Below are 19575 nucleotides of genomic sequence, written 5' to 3' on the forward strand. Positions count from 1 at the left end.
GGAACACCCTCGTTCTATCAATTTAAACGGGGTGATGTGTGGCGGTCGAAGCGAACGGGAATGATCTGGCCCAGGTGGTCGTGCTTTTGGCGGCGGGCGTGGTGGCCGCGCCGATTTTCAAGCGCATAGGCCTCGGTTCGGTGCTGGGTTATCTGGCCGCCGGCCTGGTGATCGGGCCATATGGCTTCGGTTTCTTCTCCGATTCGCAGGCGATCCTTCATATCGCCGAACTCGGCGTGGTGATGTTCCTTTTCATCATCGGCCTTGAAATGCAACCGTCGCGGCTGTGGTCCATGCGGCAGGATATTTTCGGGCTTGGCGCGCTGCAGGTGCTGGTCTGTATGGCGGGTCTGACGATGGTTGGCGTCAGTCTCGGCTTTCCGCTCATCATGTCTTTCGTCGCCGGTACCGGCTTCGTGCTGACTTCCACGGCAATCGTCATGCAGATGCTGCAGGAACGCAACAGCATGTCCAGCCTCAAGGGCCAGCGCATCATCGCCATCCTGCTGTTTGAGGATCTCGCCATCGTGCCGCTTCTGGCGCTCGTTGCCTTCCTCGGTGCTGGTGGCGAGCACGTCACACCGTCGGAGCGCTGGATTTCCGTCGGCATCGCGCTTGCCGCCGTCGGCGCGCTCATTCTGGCCGGGCGTTATCTTCTCAACCCGTTCTTCCGCCTGCTGGCGGCGTCCGGTGCGCGCGAGGTAATGACGGCCGCGGCCCTGCTGGTGGTGCTCGGTTCGGCGCTGTTGATGCAGGTCAGCGGTCTTTCCATGGCGATGGGCGCGTTTCTTGCTGGTGTGCTCCTGTCCGAATCGTCGTTCCGCCATCAGCTGGAAGCGGATATCGAGCCGTTTCGCGGCATTCTGCTCGGCCTGTTCTTTCTTGGCGTCGGCATGGCGATCGATCTTGCCGTCATTGCATCGAACTGGCAGCTCGTGGTCGTCAGCGTCGCAGGTTACATGCTGCTCAAGGCATTCCTGATCTACGGCGTGGCGCGGGCGCTCGGCACCACCAGGCGCGAAAGCCTGGAGCGGGCTGTGTTGATGGCGCAGGGTGGCGAATTCGCCTTCGTGCTCTATTCCGCCGCTGTCAGCGCCGGCATACTCGACCGCGAAGCCAACGCCATCCTGACGGCGACCATCATCATCTCGATGGTGCTGACGCCGCTGATGGTCATTCTGCACGACCGGCTGGTGCCGGCGGCCGTTCCCAAAACCGATGATCTCGATGTGCCGGAAAATGTCGAGGGCAGCATTCTGCTGATCGGTTTCGGGCGTTTCGGCCAGATTGTCAGCCAGCCGCTTCTCGCGCGTGGCTACACGCTGTCGCTGATCGACAAGGATGCCGACTTTGTGCGCGACGCTGCGGAATTCGGTTTCAAGGTCTATTATGGCGACGGCTCACGCGCGGAAATCCTGCATGCCGCCGGGGCAAGCACCGCGCGTGCCGTGCTGATCTGCGTCGACGACAAGGAAGCCGCTGTGCGGATCGCGGAGATCGTCAAGCATGAGTTTCCGCTGGTTCCCGTTCTTGCCCGTGCCTATGACCGTGGCCACGCAATCGATCTTGTGAAGGCCGGCGTGGATTACCAGATCCGCGAGACGCTGGAATCGGCGATGAATTTCAGCGAGGAAGTGCTTGGAGCCATGGGCGAGGAGCGGGAAGATGCTGCCCGCTTGGTGGAGGAGTTCCGCGACCGCGACGAGGAACGTTTCGCGATGGAAGTCGTCGGCGGTATTTATGCGGGCCGGTCGCTGATCCGCGGCAATTCCCAGCCGGCGGACCTCGTTGCTGCACGCACCGCGCGCGAACGGGCGGAGCGGGAAAAAGCGGAAGCGGCAGAGGAATAACGCGCCCTGATTTATGGGGGGCAGATTGATTGCAGGAGTTGGAGCGGACAATGACGGTCATTCGCACGGTTGAGGAATTGAAGGCCATTTACGATGGCACAAGCGAGGCATCTATCGCGAAGGTGACAGCCACGCTGACCGCCGAATACCGGCAGATGATCGAGGCTTCGCCATTTCTGGCGCTGGCGACTGTCGGGCCGGAAGGCATGGACTGTTCGCCGCGCGGCGACAAGGGCGGTGTGGTAAGGGTGGCCGACGACAGGACGGTGCTTTTGCCCGACTGGCGCGGCAACAACCGCGTCGATTCGCTTTTGAACATCGTCCGCGATCCACGCGTGGCGCTGATGTTCCTGATCCCGGGCTCGAATACAACGATGCGCATCAACGGCCGCGCTGTCGTTTCGGTCGCACCCGATCTGCTGCAGAGCTTCGAAATGGACGGAAAACACCCGCGCACCGTCATTGTGGTCGAAATCGACGAGGTCTATTTCCAGTGCGCTAGGGCCTTGATGCGCTCGGAACTGTGGAACCCCGACAACTTCGTGGAACCCGCGTCACTGCCCACACCCGGCAGCCTGCTCAAAGCCGCCAAGGCGGAGTTCGATCAGGAGACTTATGACCGCGAATGGGCGGTTCGGGCGGCGAAGACCATGTGGTGACGTGTGTTTTGCCGCAGCAACAGGTGCTCACGTAACAGGGCGTGAGGGCGGAGGGAGCACTGCATTCACTATGCTCCCTAACCGGCGCCATCCTTCTCACGTCCGATAAATCAGCCAGTTCTTGCCGATATAGTTCTTCTGCATGCCGTCCTCGTAAATGACGGAACGGTTCCTGCCGGTTTCCTTGGCGTGGTAAAGTGCCATATCGGCATGTCCGTAAAGTTCGCCCGGATTGTTTGCCTGAGAGGCGGAGGCGAAGCCGATCGAGATCGTCACCGTACCGTAGTCGGCGCCCGATCTTGAATTGCGGAACGGCGTGCTTTCCAGCGACAGGCGGATGCGCTCACAGATCACCATGACTTCTTCCGGCGTGTTGCCATCAAGAATGATGGCGAATTCCTCGCCGCCACTTCTGGCGACGAAGCCGTCCTTGCGGACATTGGCGCGGATGACGGAGGCGACGGTGGCCAGTATCTTGTCGCCGACCGGGTGGCCGAACGTATCGTTGATCCGCTTGAAATGGTCGATGTCGAGCAGGATGAGCGTCGTATATTGCAGGCCGATGGAGCTGTTGTAGACGGAGGCCAGCCTGTCATCGAAAGCGCGACGGTTGGAAAGGCGCGTCAGCGAATCGGTATTGGCGATGCGCTTGTATTCATCCAGCTCCAGACGCACCTGTTGCATTTCCTCGGCATGGCGGTTGACGTCGTTGAACGCCTTTTCGCCATCGATGATTTTCGAGCCGGTGGCCTCGGCCAGCAGCGAGACCGCATTTTTCAGGATATTGGTGCTCGATACGGTCTTGTCGTCAATGCGCTGGCGGGTTTCGCCGAGAATTCTGTTGTAGTTCTCGATGGAGGACTGTTCGCGCCTTAGCGTTCCGAGAAGTGCCTCCAGTTCACGCCGCAGCTTCTCATGCGCGTCGTCGATCGAGGCCGTGGGATTGCCTTCCCCGTACCGTGAGGACAGTTCGTCCAGATCCTCCTGCGTCACCCGGTTTCCCAGTGCCGCCAGATCCCTCGTCAGCGCCGGGTTCGAGCCGATATAGGCTTCGTAAAAAAGGCTATAGTTGCGCGGGATCGGCGACACACCCATGCTCCGCATGGCGTAGGCAATCTGCCCGGCGATGTCGGGCCCCGTGGATTTGGGCGTGGATGCCGTGTTCATCAAGAAACTCCAGTGAGTCTGCTTATCGACTATGATTATTATTATGTAGGCCGTTTTGAAAAGCTTAATTTATGGGAAACTAATTTTTGTTCCCTGAAATTTGATATTCGGCAATTTTTATCTTATTTAGCTGATAATTATAAGTAATTCTCATTTCGAGGAAGTTCCGGAATTTTTTGATTTCTACTGCTCGTCTTGGTGCCAGCTTCGTATTTATTCTGTCAATCCCGATAGTGATTTTAGGGTGATTTATTTCGGCACAACAACGCAGGGTGATAATCGGGAGATGGTTGAGGCACGGAGTTTTTCATCTGGCAAGACGCCGCTTATAAGCAACGAACTTCTTCGCGCATGTCCGGATACAGCAACGTTACAGTTTTTATTACGTCGTCTCAACAGGAGTGGCTGCAGCCCGTCTCATTTCTGTGACTACTTGCGGTGGAAATTGCGCAAGATTTTGAAACAATGCGTTGTTTTGTGCGCCGCCGGAATATGTCCCGTCAGGCTCTAAGCCGTATCACCGAGCATTCCGCACCTGCGTCAACTGCCGGCGCATTTGGCGGGCGCACGATCAGGCCGTCTGAATGTGCCAGTATGTTCATCATGGATGAATCCTGTTTGGCATAGGCTTGCGCCACCAGAGCGCCGTTGTCATCGGCGCTGAAACGGGAGCGAAGATAATCCTGCCGGTGATCGTTCGCCTTCAGCGGTGTGGCGGTTCGGGCTGTGGTGACGCGTTGCGGCGGAATGCGGCGGGCGATTCTGTGGAGCAGTGGCTCGAGGAACAGCAGGCCGCAGACGAGGCTCGCGACTGGATTTCCTGGCAGGCCCAGAACCTGCATGGCATCGATGGCGCCCACCATCAGCGGTTTTCCAGGACGCATGGCAATGCGCCAGAAATCGAGCTGCATGCCTTCGGCCTTAAGCGCCGCCTGAACGAGATCATGGTCGCCGACAGAGGCGCCGCCGAGCGTCACGAGCACATCGGCCTTTGCCACGACAGCCTTGCCGATGGCGGCGCGGATCAACGTGTCGTTGTCGGGTATAATGCCGAGATCGAGAACCTCCGCACCGGCTGCCCGCACAAGTGCGGCGACACCGAAGGTGTTCGAGGCGATGATCTGGGCGGGAAGGGGCGTGCTTCCGGGCGGCAGCAATTCGTCGCCGGTGGCAAGGATGGCGACCAGTGGCTTGCGATAGACGGCAAGCGTTGCGTGATTCATCGCCGCCGCAACGGTGAGATCGGTGAAGCCGAGTTCGCGCCCGGACTTCAAAACCGTGTCGCCCTCGGCAAAATCCTGTCCGCGCGGGCGAATGTGTCTCCCGGCGGTGATGTCGAAAGCGGTGCGGATTTTGCCCTCGCCGAGAAGCTCGGCATCTTCCTGAATGAGAATGGCATCCGCACCCGCTGGCACCGGTGCGCCGGTAAAGATACGCACGGCCTCGCCTTTACCCACCGTGCCCGCGAAAGCGTGGCCTGCGGCAGCCTGGCCTATGACGGTGAGGACTGACCCGATTTGTGGCGCATCGGCACTGCGCAGCGCATAGCCGTCCATGGCCGAGGCATCGAAAGGCGGCTGGGTCAGACGCGCCGCAAGGTCAGCCGCAAGGACGCGGCCATCGCATTCGGCGAGCGGAAGGGTTTCGCTGTCAACCACAGGAACCGCCGCCTCCAGAAGGCGCGTTATGGCCTCATCCACGGGCAGCAGTGGCTTCATTCAGGTCTCCTGTCGCCGGAAATCGCCCGACTTGCCGCCGCTCTTTTCGAGAAGGCGGATATTGACGATCTCCATCGCCTTGTCGGCGGCTTTGGCCATATCGTAAATGGTCAGGCAGGCGATGGACACGGCGGTCAGCGCCTCCATCTCCACGCCGGTCTTGCCGGAAAGCTTCACCATGGCCTCCACCCGCAGGCCGGGCAGGGCAGCGTCTTCAGTAATGTCCACCGCAACCTTGGTCAGCATCAGCGGGTGGCAGAGCGGAATGAGGTTTGCCGTCTGCTTGGCTGCCATGATGCCCGCGAGCCGGGCTGTGCCGATGACGTCACCCTTCTTGGCATTGCCATCGCGGATGAGCGCCAGCGTTTCCGGCTTCATCTTCACGAAGCCCTCGGCAACGGCGACACGGACGGTCTCGGCTTTGTCGCCGACATCGACCATATGGGCCTCGCCGCTCGCATCGATATGGGTGAGCTTTGTCGCCTCGCTCATCGGCGCATCATTCCGCCGCCAGGACGCCGGATTGGCCGGTTAGCAGGGTTTTGGTAGCTGCCGTCACGTCGTCCTTGCGCATCAGGCTTTCGCCGACGAGGAAGGTGCTGATGCCGCTCTTTTCGAGGCGCTGGCAATCGTCATAGGTGAAGATGCCGCTTTCGCCGACAAGCAGCTTATCGGCGGGCACGAGGCCAGCCAGTTTCTCGCTGGTTTCGAGGCTGACCTCGAAAGTGCGCAGATTGCGGTTATTGATGCCGAGAAGCGGCGAGGCGAGCTTCAGCGCCCGTTCGGTTTCTTCCGCATCATGCACCTCGACCAGCACGTCCATGCCGAGTGAAAAAGCCTCGTCTTCAAGGCGTTTCGCCTCATCGTCGGAAAGAGACGCCATGATGAGCAGGATGCAGTCCGCGCCCCAGGCGCGGGCCTCATGCACCTGATAGGTATCGAACATGAAATCCTTGCGCAGCGCAGGCAGCGTGCAGGCATTGCGTGCAGCCGTCAGAAATTCCGGCGCACCCTGAAAGCTCGGCGTGTCCGTCAGCACGGAAAGACAGGCGGCGCCACCAGCCTCATAGGCGGCGGCCAGTGCCGGTGGATCGAAATCCGGGCGGATCAGCCCCTTGGAGGGGCTGGCCTTCTTGATTTCGGCAATCAGACCGAATTTGCCCTCAGCCTGCTTTGTTCGCAGCGCTTTGTAAAAACCGCGCGGCGCAGTCTGGCCTGCGGCCATCGCCTTGAGATCGGCAAGTGAAACACTGGCCTTGGCGGCGGCAATTTCCTCGCGCTTGTAGATCTCGATATTTTTCAGAATGTCGCTCATGGTTTCGCTCTCATTCCTTTTAGTGGTCGGCCTGCCCGGAGACTGTTTCATTGGAGACGGCGACCAGGCGGTCGAGCGCTGCTGCCGCCGCGCCGCTGTCGAGCGCTTGGCTCACCGTCGTCATCGCCTCGCCAAGCGTTTCGGCCTTGCCGGCAATGACAAGGGCTGACGCGGCGTTGCACAGCGATACGTCGCGATAGGCGTTGCGCTTGCCGGACAGAACCTCGCGAAGTGCCGCTGCATTGGCAATGCCGTCGCCACCCTTGAGGTCTGCCATGGAAGCGGGTTCAACACCGAAATCCTTCGGCGTCAGGTCGAAGGTGCGGATCTTGCCGTTTTCAAGCGCCGCCACATGGGTGACGCCTGTCGTCGTGACTTCATCCATGCCGTCGCCATGTACCACCCAGATGCTTTCCGAGCCGAGATCGCGCAGCACTTCGGCAAGCGGCACCAGCCAGCGCGGCGAAAAGACGCCGAGCAATTGGCGCTTCGCGCCCGCCGGGTTGGAAAGCGGGCCGAGCAGGTTGAAGATGGTGCGCGTGCCAAGTTCGACGCGGCTTGGACCGACATGGCGCATGGCGGAATGGTGCAGCTGCGCGAACATGAAGCCGAGTCCTGCCTCACTGATGCAGCGGGCGATAAGGTCAGGGCCGATATCCAGCTTCACGCCGAGTGCGGACAGCGCATCTGCCGTGCCGGATTTGGAGCTTAGCGCCCGGTTACCGTGCTTGGCAACGGGAAGGCCCGTGCCGGCAACGATGATTGAGGCGAGCGTCGAGATATTGTAGGTGCCGATGCCGTCACCGCCGGTTCCGACGATGTCGATCGCGTTTTCGGGGGCCGAAACCGGCAGCATGCGCGCGCGCATCGAGGAGACGGCGCCGACAATCTCGTCCACCGTCTCGCCGCGCACGCGCAGTGCCATCAGGAAACCGCCGATCTGCGACGGGGTTGCTTCGCCCGACATCAGAATGTCGAAAGCGGCCCGCGATTCCTCACGGTTCAGGCTTTCCCCGTTTGCGACCTTTGCGATCAGCGGTTTCAGTTCGGCCATCGTTTCCGCCCCCCGGTTAGAAGCCGACCATCGCCTGATCGGCGAGGGCCTGATTGATGGTCACACCGTAGTCGTTCTGCAGGCGGTTGACCATCTGGTCGAGCATGTCGTCGCCGGCCGCGCGGGCGATGGCGGCGAACTGCTGATCGTCATTGGCAAGCGCATCGGCAGGGGCGTTGGTGTCGACTGCCGTGACCTTGAAGAGGATGCGGCTGGAACCATCGGCATCTGCCGCAGTGCCAGTCATGCCTTCAGCGCCGGAGAATACCGCCGTAATCGTCTGGCGACCGAAAATCGCGTCCTCGCTGGTGCGGCGCAGGCCGGATTTCTGCTCGACGGCAAGGCCGAGTTCGCCAGCCACCGCTGCCAGTGTCTCGCCCTTTTCAACGCGTGCCTTCAGCTCGTCGGCCTTGGTGGCAAGCGCTGTGCGCTGCTGCTCTGCCGTCCAGTCGGCCACGACATCGTCGCGCACTTCGGCAAGCGTGCGGTCGCGGGCGGGGATGATCTGATCGACGTCGAACCAGATGTAGCCTTCGCGGCCGAGATTGATCGGCAGGGCTTCGGTGCCGGGTTCGGTCTTGAAGACTTCCTGGGCAAGCTGCGGCGAGGGCAGGTCCTGAATGGTGTCGCCCTTTTCATCAAGACCGGCGGCATCGATGGCGTCGATGGTGACGGGCTTGAGGTTCAGCTGCTTTGCCGCATCTGCAAGCGAGGAGCCGCCGGCACGCAGGTCTTCGTAACGGTCATGCACATTGGTGACTTCTTCGGCTGCAGCAGCGGTGGCGAGGTCCTTGCGGATGTCCTCTTTCGCTTCTTCCAGCGTGCGGGTGGTTTCCGGCTTGATGCCGGTGATGCGCAGGATGACCGGGCCGAAGGAGCCTGCCACGACCGGAGACACGCCGCCATCCTTCTGGACGGCGAAAGCAGCATCTGCAATCGACTGGTCGGGGATCGTGTCCTTGGTGAATTCGCCAAGCGTCACGTCGGAGGCGGTCTTGCCCTGATCCTTAACCACCTGATCATAGGTGGTGTTGCCGAGGCGGATCTGCTCCGCGGCGGCTTCTGCCATTTCCTTTTCCGGGAAGGTCAGCTGCTCGACGGTGCGGCGACCGGCGGTGCGGAAGCTGTCCTTGTGGCTGTTGTAATAGTCGGCGATCTGCGCATCCGTCACCGAAGCCTGATCGGCAATGTCCGATGGTTCCAGCTTCACATAGGTGAACTTGCGGAACTCGGGCGCGCGATATTTCGCCTTGTTGGTTTCAAACCAGGGTGCAAGCACGTCGTCGCCCGGCGCCTTGACCGGCGCAATGACGGCGTTGGACAGGATGACGTAATCGACCGAGCGCTGTTCGTTGCGGTATTGCTTGAGTGCGTCCACCAGTACCTGCGGCGCCTTGAAACCATCGGAAACGGCTTCAACGATCTGGCTTCTGACCGCGACCTTGCTGCGTTCCTTGATATAGTCGTCTTCGCGCAGGCCGGAGTTGCGCAGCCGTTCGGTGAACAGGGTGCGATCGAACTGGCCATTAACCGATTTGAATGCCGGGTCTTCGGCGATGAGATTGGCGAGGCGGTCTTCCGAAAGGCCGAGATTCATCTTCGACGCCAGTTCGTCAAGCGAGGCACCCGCCGCAAGCTGGCTGAACACCTGACGGTCGATGCCGAAGGCCTTGGCCTGTTCGGTCGTCAGTCTCGCGCCGAACTGGCGGCTGAGATCGGAAACCTGACGCTGATAGGCGAGGCGGAATTCCTGCGGGCTGACCGTCTGGTCGCCGACGGTCATGACCGCATGCGAATTGGAGGTGACGAGTGATGCGGAGACGCCCCAGACGCCAAACGAAACAACAAGCAGGAGAAGCAGCAGCTTGGCTGCCATGGTTCGAGAAGCATTTCTCAGGGAATCGAGCATCGTTATGCAAACCTCACAGGAACGTCATTGCGGTCGCCAGCCGTCCGGCCCGCAACGTATCGGCGTTCCTTAAATCAATCCAATGGGAAATTGAAGGGAATTTGCCTTGGAAAAACGGGGTTTTGAAAACGCTTATGTGATTGAGGCTAGGTTTTTACGCCTTCATCTTCGCCATACTGGCCCTTAAGGCGGCAAAATAAAACCGCCCGGAGCGTCCAGGCGGTTGCGGAGAATCATATTCTGAAAGACGGCTAAGTCTGATGGTTGCGGTCAGAACGCGCGGTTGCGTCTTACCGAGGCCTTGAATTCCTCGTCTTCACGTCGCATCTCGGCGACGGCGGAGATCATTGACGTCACGAACATAATGCTGATCAGGGCAAGAAGCAGAGTCAGGAATGTGAACATGATATCATCTCCGTTGGTGGCGAGGAAATCCTAGTTCCTCATCAGTAATAGGTCATGGACTGGTAGCGGGCGGTCATCTGTGGATAGTCCGGTCCCTGGGCAGCAGGCTTCTGATCATAAAGGCTAAACGTTGTTGCTACCATTGCGATGACCAGTACTGTCCAGGCGGTGCTGATGACGCTGATTTTCGCCGAAGTAGACTGTTTTTCTCTTACAAACATCTGTCTGTTCCTTTGGTTTGATATTAACGCGCCACGTCCAATCATGTTCCGCGTCAACCTTAAAAATCGATTAGCATCGCGCCTGTGAAACTTCCTTGAATGGCTTGTTCATCTGGCGTTCAGGAAACCGGCGACTGGCCTCATTCGAGGAAAAGATACTCGGCTGCGAATGATGCGATGACCGAAAAGACGATCATAAAGGCCAGCATTTTCATTTCTCCGGGGGCTTAACGAGGTGAGGGGCATTTCGGTTTCCCGATGCCGTGTATTTATATAAATGAGCCCTGAAACCGCACTGAACGGCGCATTCATCCGTTGTTCAGACCGCACCCGGAGGGCGTCCGGGTTGTAAAAGTCTTGCGCCGCGCCCATCTCCGTGACAAAAGGCGGCACATAACGCCCACCACTTGAGAGCGATATGACGATTGCCTTTTATCCAGGATCCTTCGATCCGATGACCAACGGACATCTGGATGTGCTTATCCAGGCGCTGAACGTGGCGTCCAAAGTCATCGTCGCCGTCGGCATCCATCCCGGAAAAGCACCGCTGTTCAGCTTCGAGGAGCGGGCGACGCTGATAAGCCGGGCCCTTTCCGAAAGCCTGCCTGGTGAGGCGGCGCGCGTTGAGGTCGTTTCCTTCGACAATCTGGTCGTCGATGCAGCCCGCCAGCATGGCGCGCGCCTTCTTCTGCGCGGCCTGCGTGACGGCACCGATCTCGATTATGAAATGCAGATGGCCGGCATGAACCGCCAGATGGCACCTGATATACAGACCGTGTTCCTGCCGGCGGGTACGTCGTCGCGACCCATTACAGCCACATTGGTCCGGCAGATCGCCGCCATGGGCGGCAATGTGGATGCCTTCGTTCCCAAAGCCGTGCTTGAAGCCCTCAACGCCAAGCTGAAGCGCTGACTTCAGCCTCACATTCCGGAGCCAATCCAATGAAACTCGTTCGATTTGCCTTTGCCGGCGCCCTGTTTGCGGGCGCGCTTGCCGCCAGCACCTTCGCTTCGGCTGCCGAATTCCTGACCGTCCAGCTGAAGGACGGCCCCGTCGTCATCGAACTGATGCCGGAAGTCGCGCCCAAGCACGTGGCGCAGATTGAAGCGCTGGCGAAAAAAGGCGCCTATGACAACGTGGCCTTCCACCGCGTCATTGACGGTTTCATGGCGCAGACCGGCGATGTGCAGTACGGCAACATGGAGAAGGGCTTCAACGCCCAGCGTGCCGGCACCGGCGGCTCTGACATGGCCGACATTCCGGCTGAGTTCTCCAAGACACCGTTCACGCGCGGCGTTGTCGGCATGGCCCGTTCCAGCGATCCGAATTCCGCCAATTCGCAGTTCTTCATCATGTTTGCCGACGGTCCGTTCCTGAACGGCCAGTACACCGTGGTCGGCAAGGTCGTGTCCGGCATGGAAGCCGTAGACAAGATCAAGCGCGGCGCCGGCGGCAACGGCGAAGTTTCCAACCCCGACCGGATGATCAAGGTCACCGTCGGCAAGAAGTAAGGTAGGGCAATAGAGCCCGAACAGAGGAGAATAATCATGGCCGAGATCAAGGATCCGGAAAACACCATCATCATGGAAACGACGACCGGCAAGGTCGTGATCCAGCTGCTTCCGGAAGTTGCTCCGGGCCACGTTGCCCGTATCAAGGAACTGGTATCGGAAGGCGCTTACGACGGCGTCGTGTTCCACCGCGTCATCGAAGACTTCATGGCCCAGACGGGCGATGTGAAGTTCGGCAAGAAGGGTTCGGAAAGCTTCAACCCGGCCCGCGCTGGCATGGGCGGCTCCGAGAAGCCTGACCTCAAGGCTGAATTCTCGGCTATTTCGCACGTTCGGGGCACCTGCTCGATGGCCCGTTCGCAGAGCCCGAACTCCGCCAACTCGCAGTTCTTCATCTGCTTCACCGATTCGCCTTGGCTGAACAAGCAGTACACCGTGTGGGGCCAGGTCATCGAAGGCATGGAAGCCATCGACAAGGTCAAGCGCGGCGAGCCTGTGAAGGACCCCGATTCGATCGTTTCGATGAAGCTTGCTTCGGCGGCCTGATAATAGCGTATAAAGTGTTTACCCGCTCCGCAGGAAACTGCGGGGCGTTTCACATTGATGATGGCGTCAACCTCTCAGACCTCATCCTCGCGACAAGCCGAGGATGACTTCGAGTGTAGTCGGAAGCCTTGTCATCACCCACCACCCGCCCCATGCCATGCAGGGCGGGTTTTGATATTTCGAGAGCCCTTGCAATGCGCGTAGACCTGTTCGATTTCGATCTCCCCGAGGACAATATCGCCCTTCGCCCGGCGAACCCGCGCGATAGTGCGCGTCTTCTCGTGGTCGATCCGAATGCGAACCACATGGAAGACCGCATCGTATCCGACCTGACTTCCTTCCTGAAGCCCGGCGACGCGCTGGTATTCAACGACACCCGCGTCATTCCAGCCCAGCTTGAAGGCGTGCGGCTGCGCGAAGGTGCGCCTGAAACGGTAGTTTCAGCCACGCTCCACATGCGCGCCGACCAGTCGCGCTGGAAGGCTTTCGCGCGGCCGGGCAAGCGCATCAAGCAGGGTGACCGCATCCGTTTCGGTTATGAGCGCGACAATGCCTGCGGCCTTGCCCATCTGGAGGCCACCGTCGAGGAGAAGGGTGAGGAGGGCGAGATCACGCTGCTGTTCGACGTTTCCGGCCCTGTTCTGGACGAGGCGATCGCCTCCGTCGGCCATATTCCTTTGCCGCCTTATATTGCCGCGAAGCGCCCGGAAGATGCGCAGGACCAGACCGATTACCAGACAATTTATGCACGCGAGAAGGGCGCCGTTGCCGCACCAACTGCCGGCCTGCATTTCACGCCCGATCTGTTTGCGGCGTTGGACGAAGCCGGCATCGAGCGACATTTCGTGACACTTCACGTTGGGGCAGGCACCTTCCTTCCAGTTAAGGCCGACGATACCGACGATCACAAGATGCATTTCGAGATCGGCCATGTTTCGCAGGAGACTGCGGCAAAGCTCAATGCCGTCAAGGCGCGCGGCGGGCGGATCGTTTCCGTCGGTACCACCTCGCTGCGGCTTATCGAAAGCGCCACTGATGAGAATGGCGTCATTCAGCCATGGTCGGGCGCGACGGGCATCTTCATCACGCCCGGATACCGTTTCCGCGCGGTCGATATTCTGATGACCAATTTCCACCTGCCGAAATCGACGCTGTTCATGCTCGTTTCGGCTTTTTGCGGTCTCGAGACGATGCGTGCCGCTTATGCGCATGCCATCGAAACCGGATACCGTTTTTATTCCTATGGCGATTCAAGCCTGTTGTTCCGGAAGAACTGATGCACGACAAATTCACCTTTACCCTGAAAGCCACGAGCGGCGGCGCCCGCCTTGGCGAAGTCGCCATGCCGCGCGGCGTCATCCGCACACCTGCCTTCATGCCTGTTGGCACTGTCGGTACTGTCAAGGCCATGTATCTCGACCAGGTGCGCGAGCTCGGGGCCGATATCATTCTCGGCAATACCTATCACCTGATGCTGCGGCCCGGCCCGGAGCGCGTGGCAAGGCTTGGCGGGTTGCATGAGCTTATCCGCTGGCCGCATCCGATCCTCACCGACAGCGGTGGCTTCCAGGTCATGTCGCTTTCAGGACTGCGCAAGCTGGACGAGAAGGGTGTGACCTTCAAGAGCCATGTGGACGGTTCGCTGCACCATATGTCGCCTGAACGCTCGATCGAAATTCAGGGCATGCTTGATTCGGACATCCAGATGCAGCTCGATGAATGCATCGCGCTGCCGGCCGAGCGGAAGGAAATCGAGCGCGCCATGGAAATGTCGCTGCGCTGGGCGGAGCGTTGCCACGTCGCGTTCGGTGAACAGCCCGGCAAGGCCATGTTCGGCATTGTGCAGGGCGGCGACCAGCCGGATCTGCGCATTCGCTCCGCCGAAGGGCTGAAGCAGCTTGATCTCAAGGGTTACGCTGTCGGCGGCCTTGCCGTCGGCGAGCCGCAGGATGTGATGCTGGGCATGCTCGACATCACGCTGCCGGTGCTGCCCACCGAAAAGCCGCGTTACCTGATGGGCGTCGGTACGCCTGACGATATTCTGAAATCGGTGGCGCGCGGCATCGACATGTTCGACTGCGTGATGCCGACCCGTTCCGGTCGTCACGGGCTTGCCTTCACCCGTCGCGGCAGGGTCAATATCCGCAATGCCCGCCATGCGGAGGATATGCGGCCGCTCGATGAGCAGTCAAACTGCCCGGCCTCGCGTGATTATTCCCGCGCCTATCTGCATCATCTTACGCGCTCCAACGAGGCGCTGGGCGGCATGCTGCTCTCCTGGCACAATCTTGCCTATTATCAGGAGCTGATGCAGGGTATCCGCAAGTCGATCGAGGAAGGCCGTTTCGCTGATTTTTATGCGGAAACCATAGAGATGTGGGCGCGGGGCGACATAGACCCGATCTGATTTTTCCCGACCCTTTCTCCTGTTCGGACGCTTTCCTTGGCACATGCGCCTTACGTTCTTTTCCGGGATGACACGACCGGCACGGTGACAGCCTTCACCGAGCCGGAGGAGATCATCGTCGCGGATGAGCCAGAGGCGTTTTTCGCGGCGCTGAAACGCATGGAGCAGCTGCGCCGCGCCGGGAAATACCTTGCCGGCTATATGTCCTACGAGGCGGGTTTCCTGTTCGAGCCGAAACTTGCGGACTTTGCTGCGGAGCCTCGCAACGTGCCGTTCCTTCGCTTCGGCGTCTTTTCCGGCCCACAACCGGATGAGGGGCGATTTGCGCGGCCCGAAAGTCTGCCGGATGCCGATGCGTTTCTGTCCGATCCCGCGCCCGCATGGAGCCTTGAAGACTATTGCCAGCGCTTCGAGCGGCTGCACGGGCATCTGCGTCGCGGCGACTGTTATCAGGGCAATCTGACGATGCCCGTTCACGCTCGCTGGAGCGGCGATCCGCTCACGGCCTTCTGGTCATTGGTTGAGCGCCAGCCGGTCAAATATGGCGCGCTGGTCGATCTCGGTGGACCGGTGATCCTGTCGCGCTCACCGGAACTGTTTTTCTCGGTGGACGGGGAAGGTTTCATTGAAACCCACCCGATGAAGGGAACGACGCCGCGCGGTGCGAATGCGCAAGAGGACCGGGCGATCATCGCGGCGATGCTTGAGGATGAAAAGACGCTTGCCGAAAACCGCATGATCGTCGATCTCCTGCGCAACGATATTTCCCGCATCACCGAAGTCGGCAGCCTCCATGTGCCGCGACTGTTCGATATCGAGACCTATCCCACCGTGCACCAGATGGTCAGCCATGTGCGCGCGAAGCTTTTGCCTGATGTGACGGTGGAGGATATTTTCGCGGCGCTTTTTCCCTGCGGTTCGGTGACCGGCGCGCCGAAAATGTGGGCGATGAAGATCCTGCGCGAACTGGAACAGACGCCGCGCGACGCCTATTGCGGCGCGATCGGCTTCATGTCTCCAGCTGGTGAGATGCGCTTTTCGGTGGCGATCCGCACGCTGACCTTGTTCGATGGCGGCCGCGCGATCTTCAATGTCGGCGGCGGCATCGTTTTCGATTCGGATGCCGAGGCGGAATATGATGAGTGTCTGCTGAAATCCAAATTTGCGGTTGGGGACAGACTGTTACGGGGGTGATTATCCCGTGCGTTGCGTCTCAGTTTACCGGTATTGCGAATCTGTAGGGCGGACATCCCGAAAGAACGATTTAATCTTATCCTGCACATTCGCGTCAGGCGTCGTTACTTCATAGAAGCTACTGTCGATTGCCCGAATGGTCACCCATTCCTGATCCAAGGCTGGCGACAACGCAGTAAACTGCCCCCATATCACTTGTTTCGCCTTCTTCGCGAGGTCGGCCAGAACGGCGCCTGAAATACGCGCATCTTTCTGGGCCAACATCTCGAGGTCATCTCGCGATTCACCCACCACCTCAAACCATTCATCGGCGGATTGCAGAGACTTGACCGTGGAAACGACCCAAGTTGCCGTTTGAGAGGCCGGTGCGAGGAGATGAAGGAGATCGTAAAGATCGGCTGCAATTACGCCCTCGCGAATGTCATAAATTCTTAGTGTTTGATGGGGATTTTCGGATGTGAGGGTAGCAATATTGTCTCCAGCCCTATCTCGAGCCGACGTGACAATGGCGATGTCACCATCCTCGATCAGCACTTCCTTCGCCGCCGGATGGCTGAGAAAACCCGAAGGGCTGGCGGTGGCGCCATAGGCGCCCGATTGCAGGATTGCCAGGAGATCACCAGCCTTCAGCTTCGGCAGGGCCGCATTGCGTGCCAGCGTGTCGAGCGGTGTGCAGAGCGGGCCGACTATGGTTGCAGTTTCCTCATAGTCTGCCTGCATCATGGCCGGTGCGACGATGGGGTAGTTGCGCTTGACGATCTGGCCGAGATTGCCGGAGGCTGCCAGATGGTGATGCATGCCACCATCCGTCACCACGAAGGTGGTGCCGCGCGAGGTCTTTACCGAATTGACTTCCGCCACATAGATGCCGCCGGGACCGGCGAGGAAGCGGCCGGGTTCGACAATGATATGGGCATCGGCGATCAGCGGATGTGCCTGCACCAAGGCCTTGAGGTCGGGAATGGCGGCACTGACCGCTGCAAGATCGAGCGGCGTCTCCCCGGCGAAATAGGGGATGCCGAGACCGCCGCCGAGATCGATGGTTTCAAGGGGCCTGCCGAGCATTTCGGCCATGCGTGCGGCAAGCAAAATGGAGTGTCTCCATTGGGAGACAAGCATGTCGGCATCGAGGATTTGCGTGCCACCGTAAATATGGACACCGACGAGATTGATATGCCTGATGTCCCTGAACAGCGGCAGGACGTTTTCGAGTTCTTCCTCGTCGAAACCGAAGGCGGTGGCCTTGCCACCCATGCGCATGGCGCCTGCCTGCGCATCCGGCACCGGATTGATGCGGATCGAAGCCTTGACCGGTTTGCCGATCGCCTCGATGCGGGCAATTTCCTCGGCGCTCTCGATATGGATTTCGCCGATACCGCTCTCGATCACCTCAAGCAATTCAGCTTGGCGCTTGCCGGGACCGGCAAAGATGATCTTTTCCGGTGGCACACCTGCCTTGATGGCGGCGCGATATTCACCGACGGAGGCGATTTCTGCGCCAGCGCCTTCTTCACGGAAAAGCGAGATGATGGCGGGCAGGGGATTGGCTTTCACCGAATAGTAGATATCGGCAAAACCACTGAGCGCGGTTGCGAGATCGCGATAGGCGCGGCGCATGGCGCTGGCATCATAGAGGAAGCACGGCGTTCCGGTCTCAGCGACGATATCGCGCACGGCAAGGCCGCCGATGACAAGATCGTTTTCGTCGACTGCGAATTGCGCGGCGGCAAGGGCAGGGCCGTGGCTTTGGGGTTTATCCGTGGGCGCCATTATCCGTCCGTTCGCGCACCAGCGCGCGGTAATCCACCTTGCCATTGGCCGTGACCGGAAACCGGTCGACCAGTTCGATGGCGCGCGGAATCATGAAGGGGGCAAGCATTTCGGCGGCTTTTTTGAGAGCTGCCGAAACATCGATATTTTCGTTGGCGGCGGTTGCCACGGCATGCACCTTCTCGCCTGCAAAGGGGTCCGGCAGGCCGATGACGGCGACCTGCTGGAAAAGGCCAGTCGACATCAGGCTTTCCTCCACCTCGGTCGGGCTGATGCGATAGCCTGACGATTTGATCATCGCATCGTTGCGGGCAACGAAACTGAAAAAGCCGTCCTCGTCCTCCACCGCCAGATCGCCGGAATAACACACAGTCTCGCCGCCGCGTTCGGCCGGAATGAAAGGGTGAGGGCGCAGCACCTTGGCGGTATCTTCCGGCCGGTTCCAGTAACCCAGCGACACGGTCGGGCCGCGATGGACGAGAATGCCGGGCTCACCCGGTTTTGCCCTCTGTCCCTCGGCGGTGACGATGAAGATTTCACATTCCGGGATTGCCTTGCCGATGGAAGTCGGGCGGCGGTCGATTTCATCAGGCGGCAGAAAGGTGGATCGGAAGGCTTCGGTCAGGCCATACATCAGATAGATTTTGGTGTCCGGCAGCTTTTCGCGCAACGCCCTCACGGTTTCCTGCGGCACGCGTCCGCCGGAGTTGGTGATGTATCGCAACTGCGGCAGCGGCGTTTTCGCCAGCAACGGCGCGGCCCTCGTCAGGATAGCCCAGACAGTTGGTACGCCGGCAAGCCCGGTAATGGCATGGTCGCGCAAGTCCCTGACAATATCATCGCCGAGCCTGAAGGTGGAGATAACAGTGGTCGCACCCTGTTCAACCGCTGTCAGCAACTGGTTCAGGCCGTAATCGAAACTGAAGGGCAAAATGGAGAGAAGGCGGTCTTTTCCGGTGATCTCCAGATAGGTGCGCACGATGCGCGCTCCGGCCAGAAGATTACGGTGCGACAGCATCACGCCCTTGGGCGAGCCGGTGGAGCCGGATGTGTAGAGGATTGCTGCAAGGTCCTCGCCAATTAACGGGGAGACTTTGGCAGGCACGGGCGGGCGGCGGTCGATTTGTTCCGCCAGCAGTACAGTGACCTCGGGCAGGTCTTCCACAGCCGCGTTCAGCTCATCCATCATCGTAGCACTGCTGATGACGATTTTTGCGCCGCAATCCGCGACGATATGGCGGATTTGCTGCGCCTTCAAAAGTGCATTGACCGGCACGAAGACGCAGGAAGCCATGCTCACGCCGAAGATCGACCAGCATTCCTCGATGCCGCGCGGCAGGAAGATGACGACACGGTCGCCGCGCTCCGTTCCTGCCTCCTGCAATGCCGCCGCACAACGTGCGGCCGCTTCGGAAAATTCGCGATAGCTCAGTGATTTTTCTTTGTAGACAAGCGCCTCATCGCCGCTTTCCGCCCGCGCGGTGAGCAGGTGGTGCAGCAGGATGTGGGTTGTCATCTGCGCCGTTCCTGCGTGACGAAGGCAATCAGATCGGCCGGCGTGCTGAGATTTTCCGGGGTGAAATGTTCATCATTGAGAACGATGCCGAAACCTTCGCCGAGAAAGATCATCAGTTCGAGAAAACCGAGCGAATCGATCACGCCGCCTTCGAGCAATTGCGTATCTGCGGAAAACGGGGCATGAGCCGGGAAACGCTGCGAGAGGTAGGAATAGATGGTCTCGGAGACATCGACTTCCCTGGGTTTCGCTGAAAGCATGCTTATTCTCCGCTCGTTCGCGCAGTCGGGACTAGTCTCGTCCGAAGCGCATTTTCTTCTTTTCAGGCAAGG

The 19575-nt window shown here is 59.7% G+C and carries 18 protein-coding genes and 1 pseudogene; 8 read left to right on the forward strand and 11 right to left on the reverse strand.

Annotated elements, in window-relative coordinates; all coding sequences use genetic code 11:
- Positions 1-38 precede the first annotated feature (38 nt).
- Together F617_RS0117570 and F617_RS0117575 are read left to right on the forward strand one after the other, a co-directional pair.
- Positions 39-1850, forward strand: a complete 1812-nt coding sequence (locus tag F617_RS0117570; protein ID WP_019566167.1) for a monovalent cation:proton antiporter-2 (CPA2) family protein — start codon at positions 39-41, stop codon at positions 1848-1850.
- A gap of 50 nt (positions 1851-1900) precedes the next feature.
- Complete coding sequence (locus F617_RS0117575; RefSeq protein ID WP_003515570.1) at positions 1901-2509, forward strand: pyridoxamine 5'-phosphate oxidase family protein; 609 nt, start codon at positions 1901-1903, stop codon at positions 2507-2509.
- A 96-nt stretch (positions 2510-2605) separates the two neighbouring features.
- On the opposite strand, the gene F617_RS0117580 is transcribed toward F617_RS0117575, so the two are convergent.
- The 8 genes from F617_RS0117580 to F617_RS0117615 form a co-directional block, all read right to left on the reverse strand.
- Entirely contained in the window at positions 2606-3676 is a 1071-nt protein-coding gene (locus F617_RS0117580; protein WP_003515568.1) for a GGDEF domain-containing protein, read from the reverse strand.
- A gap of 500 nt (positions 3677-4176) precedes the next feature.
- Positions 4177-5394, reverse strand: coding sequence for a gephyrin-like molybdotransferase Glp (gene glp, locus F617_RS0117585; protein WP_019566168.1), 1218 nt, complete (start codon positions 5392-5394; stop codon positions 4177-4179).
- Positions 5395-5886: a cyclic pyranopterin monophosphate synthase MoaC gene (gene moaC / locus F617_RS0117590; RefSeq protein WP_003515564.1), complete on the reverse strand. Its 492-nt coding sequence runs from the start codon at positions 5884-5886 to the stop codon at positions 5395-5397.
- Between the two features lie 7 nt (positions 5887-5893).
- The gene (trpC, locus tag F617_RS0117595; protein ID WP_019566169.1) at positions 5894-6709 is read right to left on the reverse strand and encodes an indole-3-glycerol phosphate synthase TrpC; all 816 of its coding nucleotides are present in this window, start codon (positions 6707-6709) and stop codon (positions 5894-5896) included.
- A gap of 19 nt (positions 6710-6728) precedes the next feature.
- On the reverse strand, positions 6729-7763 hold the full coding sequence (gene trpD, locus F617_RS0117600) for an anthranilate phosphoribosyltransferase (RefSeq protein WP_019566170.1): 1035 nt from the start codon (positions 7761-7763) through the stop codon (positions 6729-6731).
- Positions 7764-7779: 16 nt separating this feature from the next.
- On the reverse strand, positions 7780-9672 hold the full coding sequence (locus F617_RS0117605; RefSeq protein WP_026330916.1) for a peptidylprolyl isomerase: 1893 nt from the start codon (positions 9670-9672) through the stop codon (positions 7780-7782).
- Between the two features lie 270 nt (positions 9673-9942).
- On the reverse strand, positions 9943-10077 hold the full coding sequence (locus F617_RS29055; RefSeq protein WP_003515556.1) for a hypothetical protein: 135 nt from the start codon (positions 10075-10077) through the stop codon (positions 9943-9945).
- A gap of 41 nt (positions 10078-10118) precedes the next feature.
- Entirely contained in the window at positions 10119-10298 is a 180-nt protein-coding gene (locus F617_RS0117615; protein WP_003515553.1) for a hypothetical protein, read from the reverse strand.
- 418 nt (positions 10299-10716) lie between these two features.
- Here F617_RS0117615 and coaD point away from each other — a divergent pair, with 418 nt between their 5' ends.
- The 6 genes from coaD (at position 10717) to F617_RS0117650 (ending at position 15957) form a co-directional block, all read left to right on the forward strand.
- Entirely contained in the window at positions 10717-11211 is a 495-nt protein-coding gene (gene coaD / locus F617_RS0117625) for a pantetheine-phosphate adenylyltransferase (protein ID WP_003515552.1), read from the forward strand.
- A 29-nt stretch (positions 11212-11240) separates the two neighbouring features.
- Entirely contained in the window at positions 11241-11810 is a 570-nt protein-coding gene (locus F617_RS0117630; protein WP_019566173.1) for a peptidylprolyl isomerase, read from the forward strand.
- A gap of 36 nt (positions 11811-11846) precedes the next feature.
- Positions 11847-12356 (forward strand): peptidylprolyl isomerase, encoded by a 510-nt coding sequence (locus F617_RS0117635; RefSeq protein ID WP_003515547.1) that lies wholly within the window; start codon positions 11847-11849, stop codon positions 12354-12356.
- Between the two features lie 194 nt (positions 12357-12550).
- Complete coding sequence (queA, locus tag F617_RS0117640; protein ID WP_019566174.1) at positions 12551-13633, forward strand: tRNA preQ1(34) S-adenosylmethionine ribosyltransferase-isomerase QueA; 1083 nt, start codon at positions 12551-12553, stop codon at positions 13631-13633.
- Positions 13633-14763, forward strand: a complete 1131-nt coding sequence (gene tgt, locus F617_RS0117645) for a tRNA guanosine(34) transglycosylase Tgt (RefSeq protein WP_019566175.1) — start codon at positions 13633-13635, stop codon at positions 14761-14763. Before queA ends, tgt begins: the two co-directional genes overlap by 1 nt.
- A gap of 36 nt (positions 14764-14799) precedes the next feature.
- Entirely contained in the window at positions 14800-15957 is a 1158-nt protein-coding gene (locus tag F617_RS0117650) for an aminodeoxychorismate synthase component I (RefSeq protein WP_019566176.1), read from the forward strand.
- Positions 15958-16458: 501 nt separating this feature from the next.
- On the opposite strand, the pseudogene F617_RS27165 reads toward F617_RS0117650, so the two are convergent.
- From F617_RS27165 to F617_RS0117665, 3 genes and pseudogenes are all read right to left on the reverse strand, one after another.
- Positions 16459-17727 (reverse strand): annotated as a pseudogene (locus F617_RS27165) (type III PLP-dependent enzyme); the annotation flags it as partial.
- Positions 17711-19243: an AMP-binding protein gene (locus F617_RS0117660; protein ID WP_019566178.1), complete on the reverse strand. Its 1533-nt coding sequence runs from the start codon at positions 19241-19243 to the stop codon at positions 17711-17713. The pseudogene F617_RS27165 and the gene F617_RS0117660, both read right to left, overlap by 17 nt.
- Positions 19240-19503, reverse strand: a complete 264-nt coding sequence (locus F617_RS0117665) for an acyl carrier protein (protein WP_003515534.1) — start codon at positions 19501-19503, stop codon at positions 19240-19242. The genes F617_RS0117660 and F617_RS0117665 overlap by 4 nt, the downstream gene beginning before the upstream one ends.
- Positions 19504-19575: the final 72 nt, after the last annotated feature.

Origin of the sequence: Agrobacterium sp. 10MFCol1.1 (assembly GCF_000381165.1) — a bacterium.
Taxonomy (GTDB): domain Bacteria; phylum Pseudomonadota; class Alphaproteobacteria; order Rhizobiales; family Rhizobiaceae; genus Agrobacterium; species Agrobacterium tumefaciens.

Coding starts and splice junctions, on each gene's coding strand:
- moaC (WP_003515564.1), bottom strand. CDS start 5,886: ATGAGCGAGGCGACAAAGCTCACCCATATCGATGCGAGCGGCGAGGCC.
- F617_RS0117665 (WP_003515534.1), bottom strand. CDS start 19,503: ATGCTTTCAGCGAAACCCAGGGAAGTCGATGTCTCCGAGACCATCTAT.
- tgt (WP_019566175.1), top strand. CDS start 13,633: ATGCACGACAAATTCACCTTTACCCTGAAAGCCACGAGCGGCGGCGCC.
- F617_RS0117630 (WP_019566173.1), top strand. CDS start 11,241: ATGAAACTCGTTCGATTTGCCTTTGCCGGCGCCCTGTTTGCGGGCGCG.
- trpC (WP_019566169.1), bottom strand. CDS start 6,709: ATGAGCGACATTCTGAAAAATATCGAGATCTACAAGCGCGAGGAAATT.
- glp (WP_019566168.1), bottom strand. CDS start 5,394: ATGAAGCCACTGCTGCCCGTGGATGAGGCCATAACGCGCCTTCTGGAG.
- queA (WP_019566174.1), top strand. CDS start 12,551: ATGCGCGTAGACCTGTTCGATTTCGATCTCCCCGAGGACAATATCGCC.
- coaD (WP_003515552.1), top strand. CDS start 10,717: ATGACGATTGCCTTTTATCCAGGATCCTTCGATCCGATGACCAACGGA.
- F617_RS0117660 (WP_019566178.1), bottom strand. CDS start 19,243: ATGACAACCCACATCCTGCTGCACCACCTGCTCACCGCGCGGGCGGAA.
- F617_RS0117605 (WP_026330916.1), bottom strand. CDS start 9,672: ATGCTCGATTCCCTGAGAAATGCTTCTCGAACCATGGCAGCCAAGCTG.
- F617_RS29055 (WP_003515556.1), bottom strand. CDS start 10,077: ATGTTCACATTCCTGACTCTGCTTCTTGCCCTGATCAGCATTATGTTC.
- F617_RS0117575 (WP_003515570.1), top strand. CDS start 1,901: ATGACGGTCATTCGCACGGTTGAGGAATTGAAGGCCATTTACGATGGC.
- F617_RS0117580 (WP_003515568.1), bottom strand. CDS start 3,676: ATGAACACGGCATCCACGCCCAAATCCACGGGGCCCGACATCGCCGGG.
- trpD (WP_019566170.1), bottom strand. CDS start 7,763: ATGGCCGAACTGAAACCGCTGATCGCAAAGGTCGCAAACGGGGAAAGC.
- F617_RS0117615 (WP_003515553.1), bottom strand. CDS start 10,298: ATGTTTGTAAGAGAAAAACAGTCTACTTCGGCGAAAATCAGCGTCATC.
- F617_RS0117635 (WP_003515547.1), top strand. CDS start 11,847: ATGGCCGAGATCAAGGATCCGGAAAACACCATCATCATGGAAACGACG.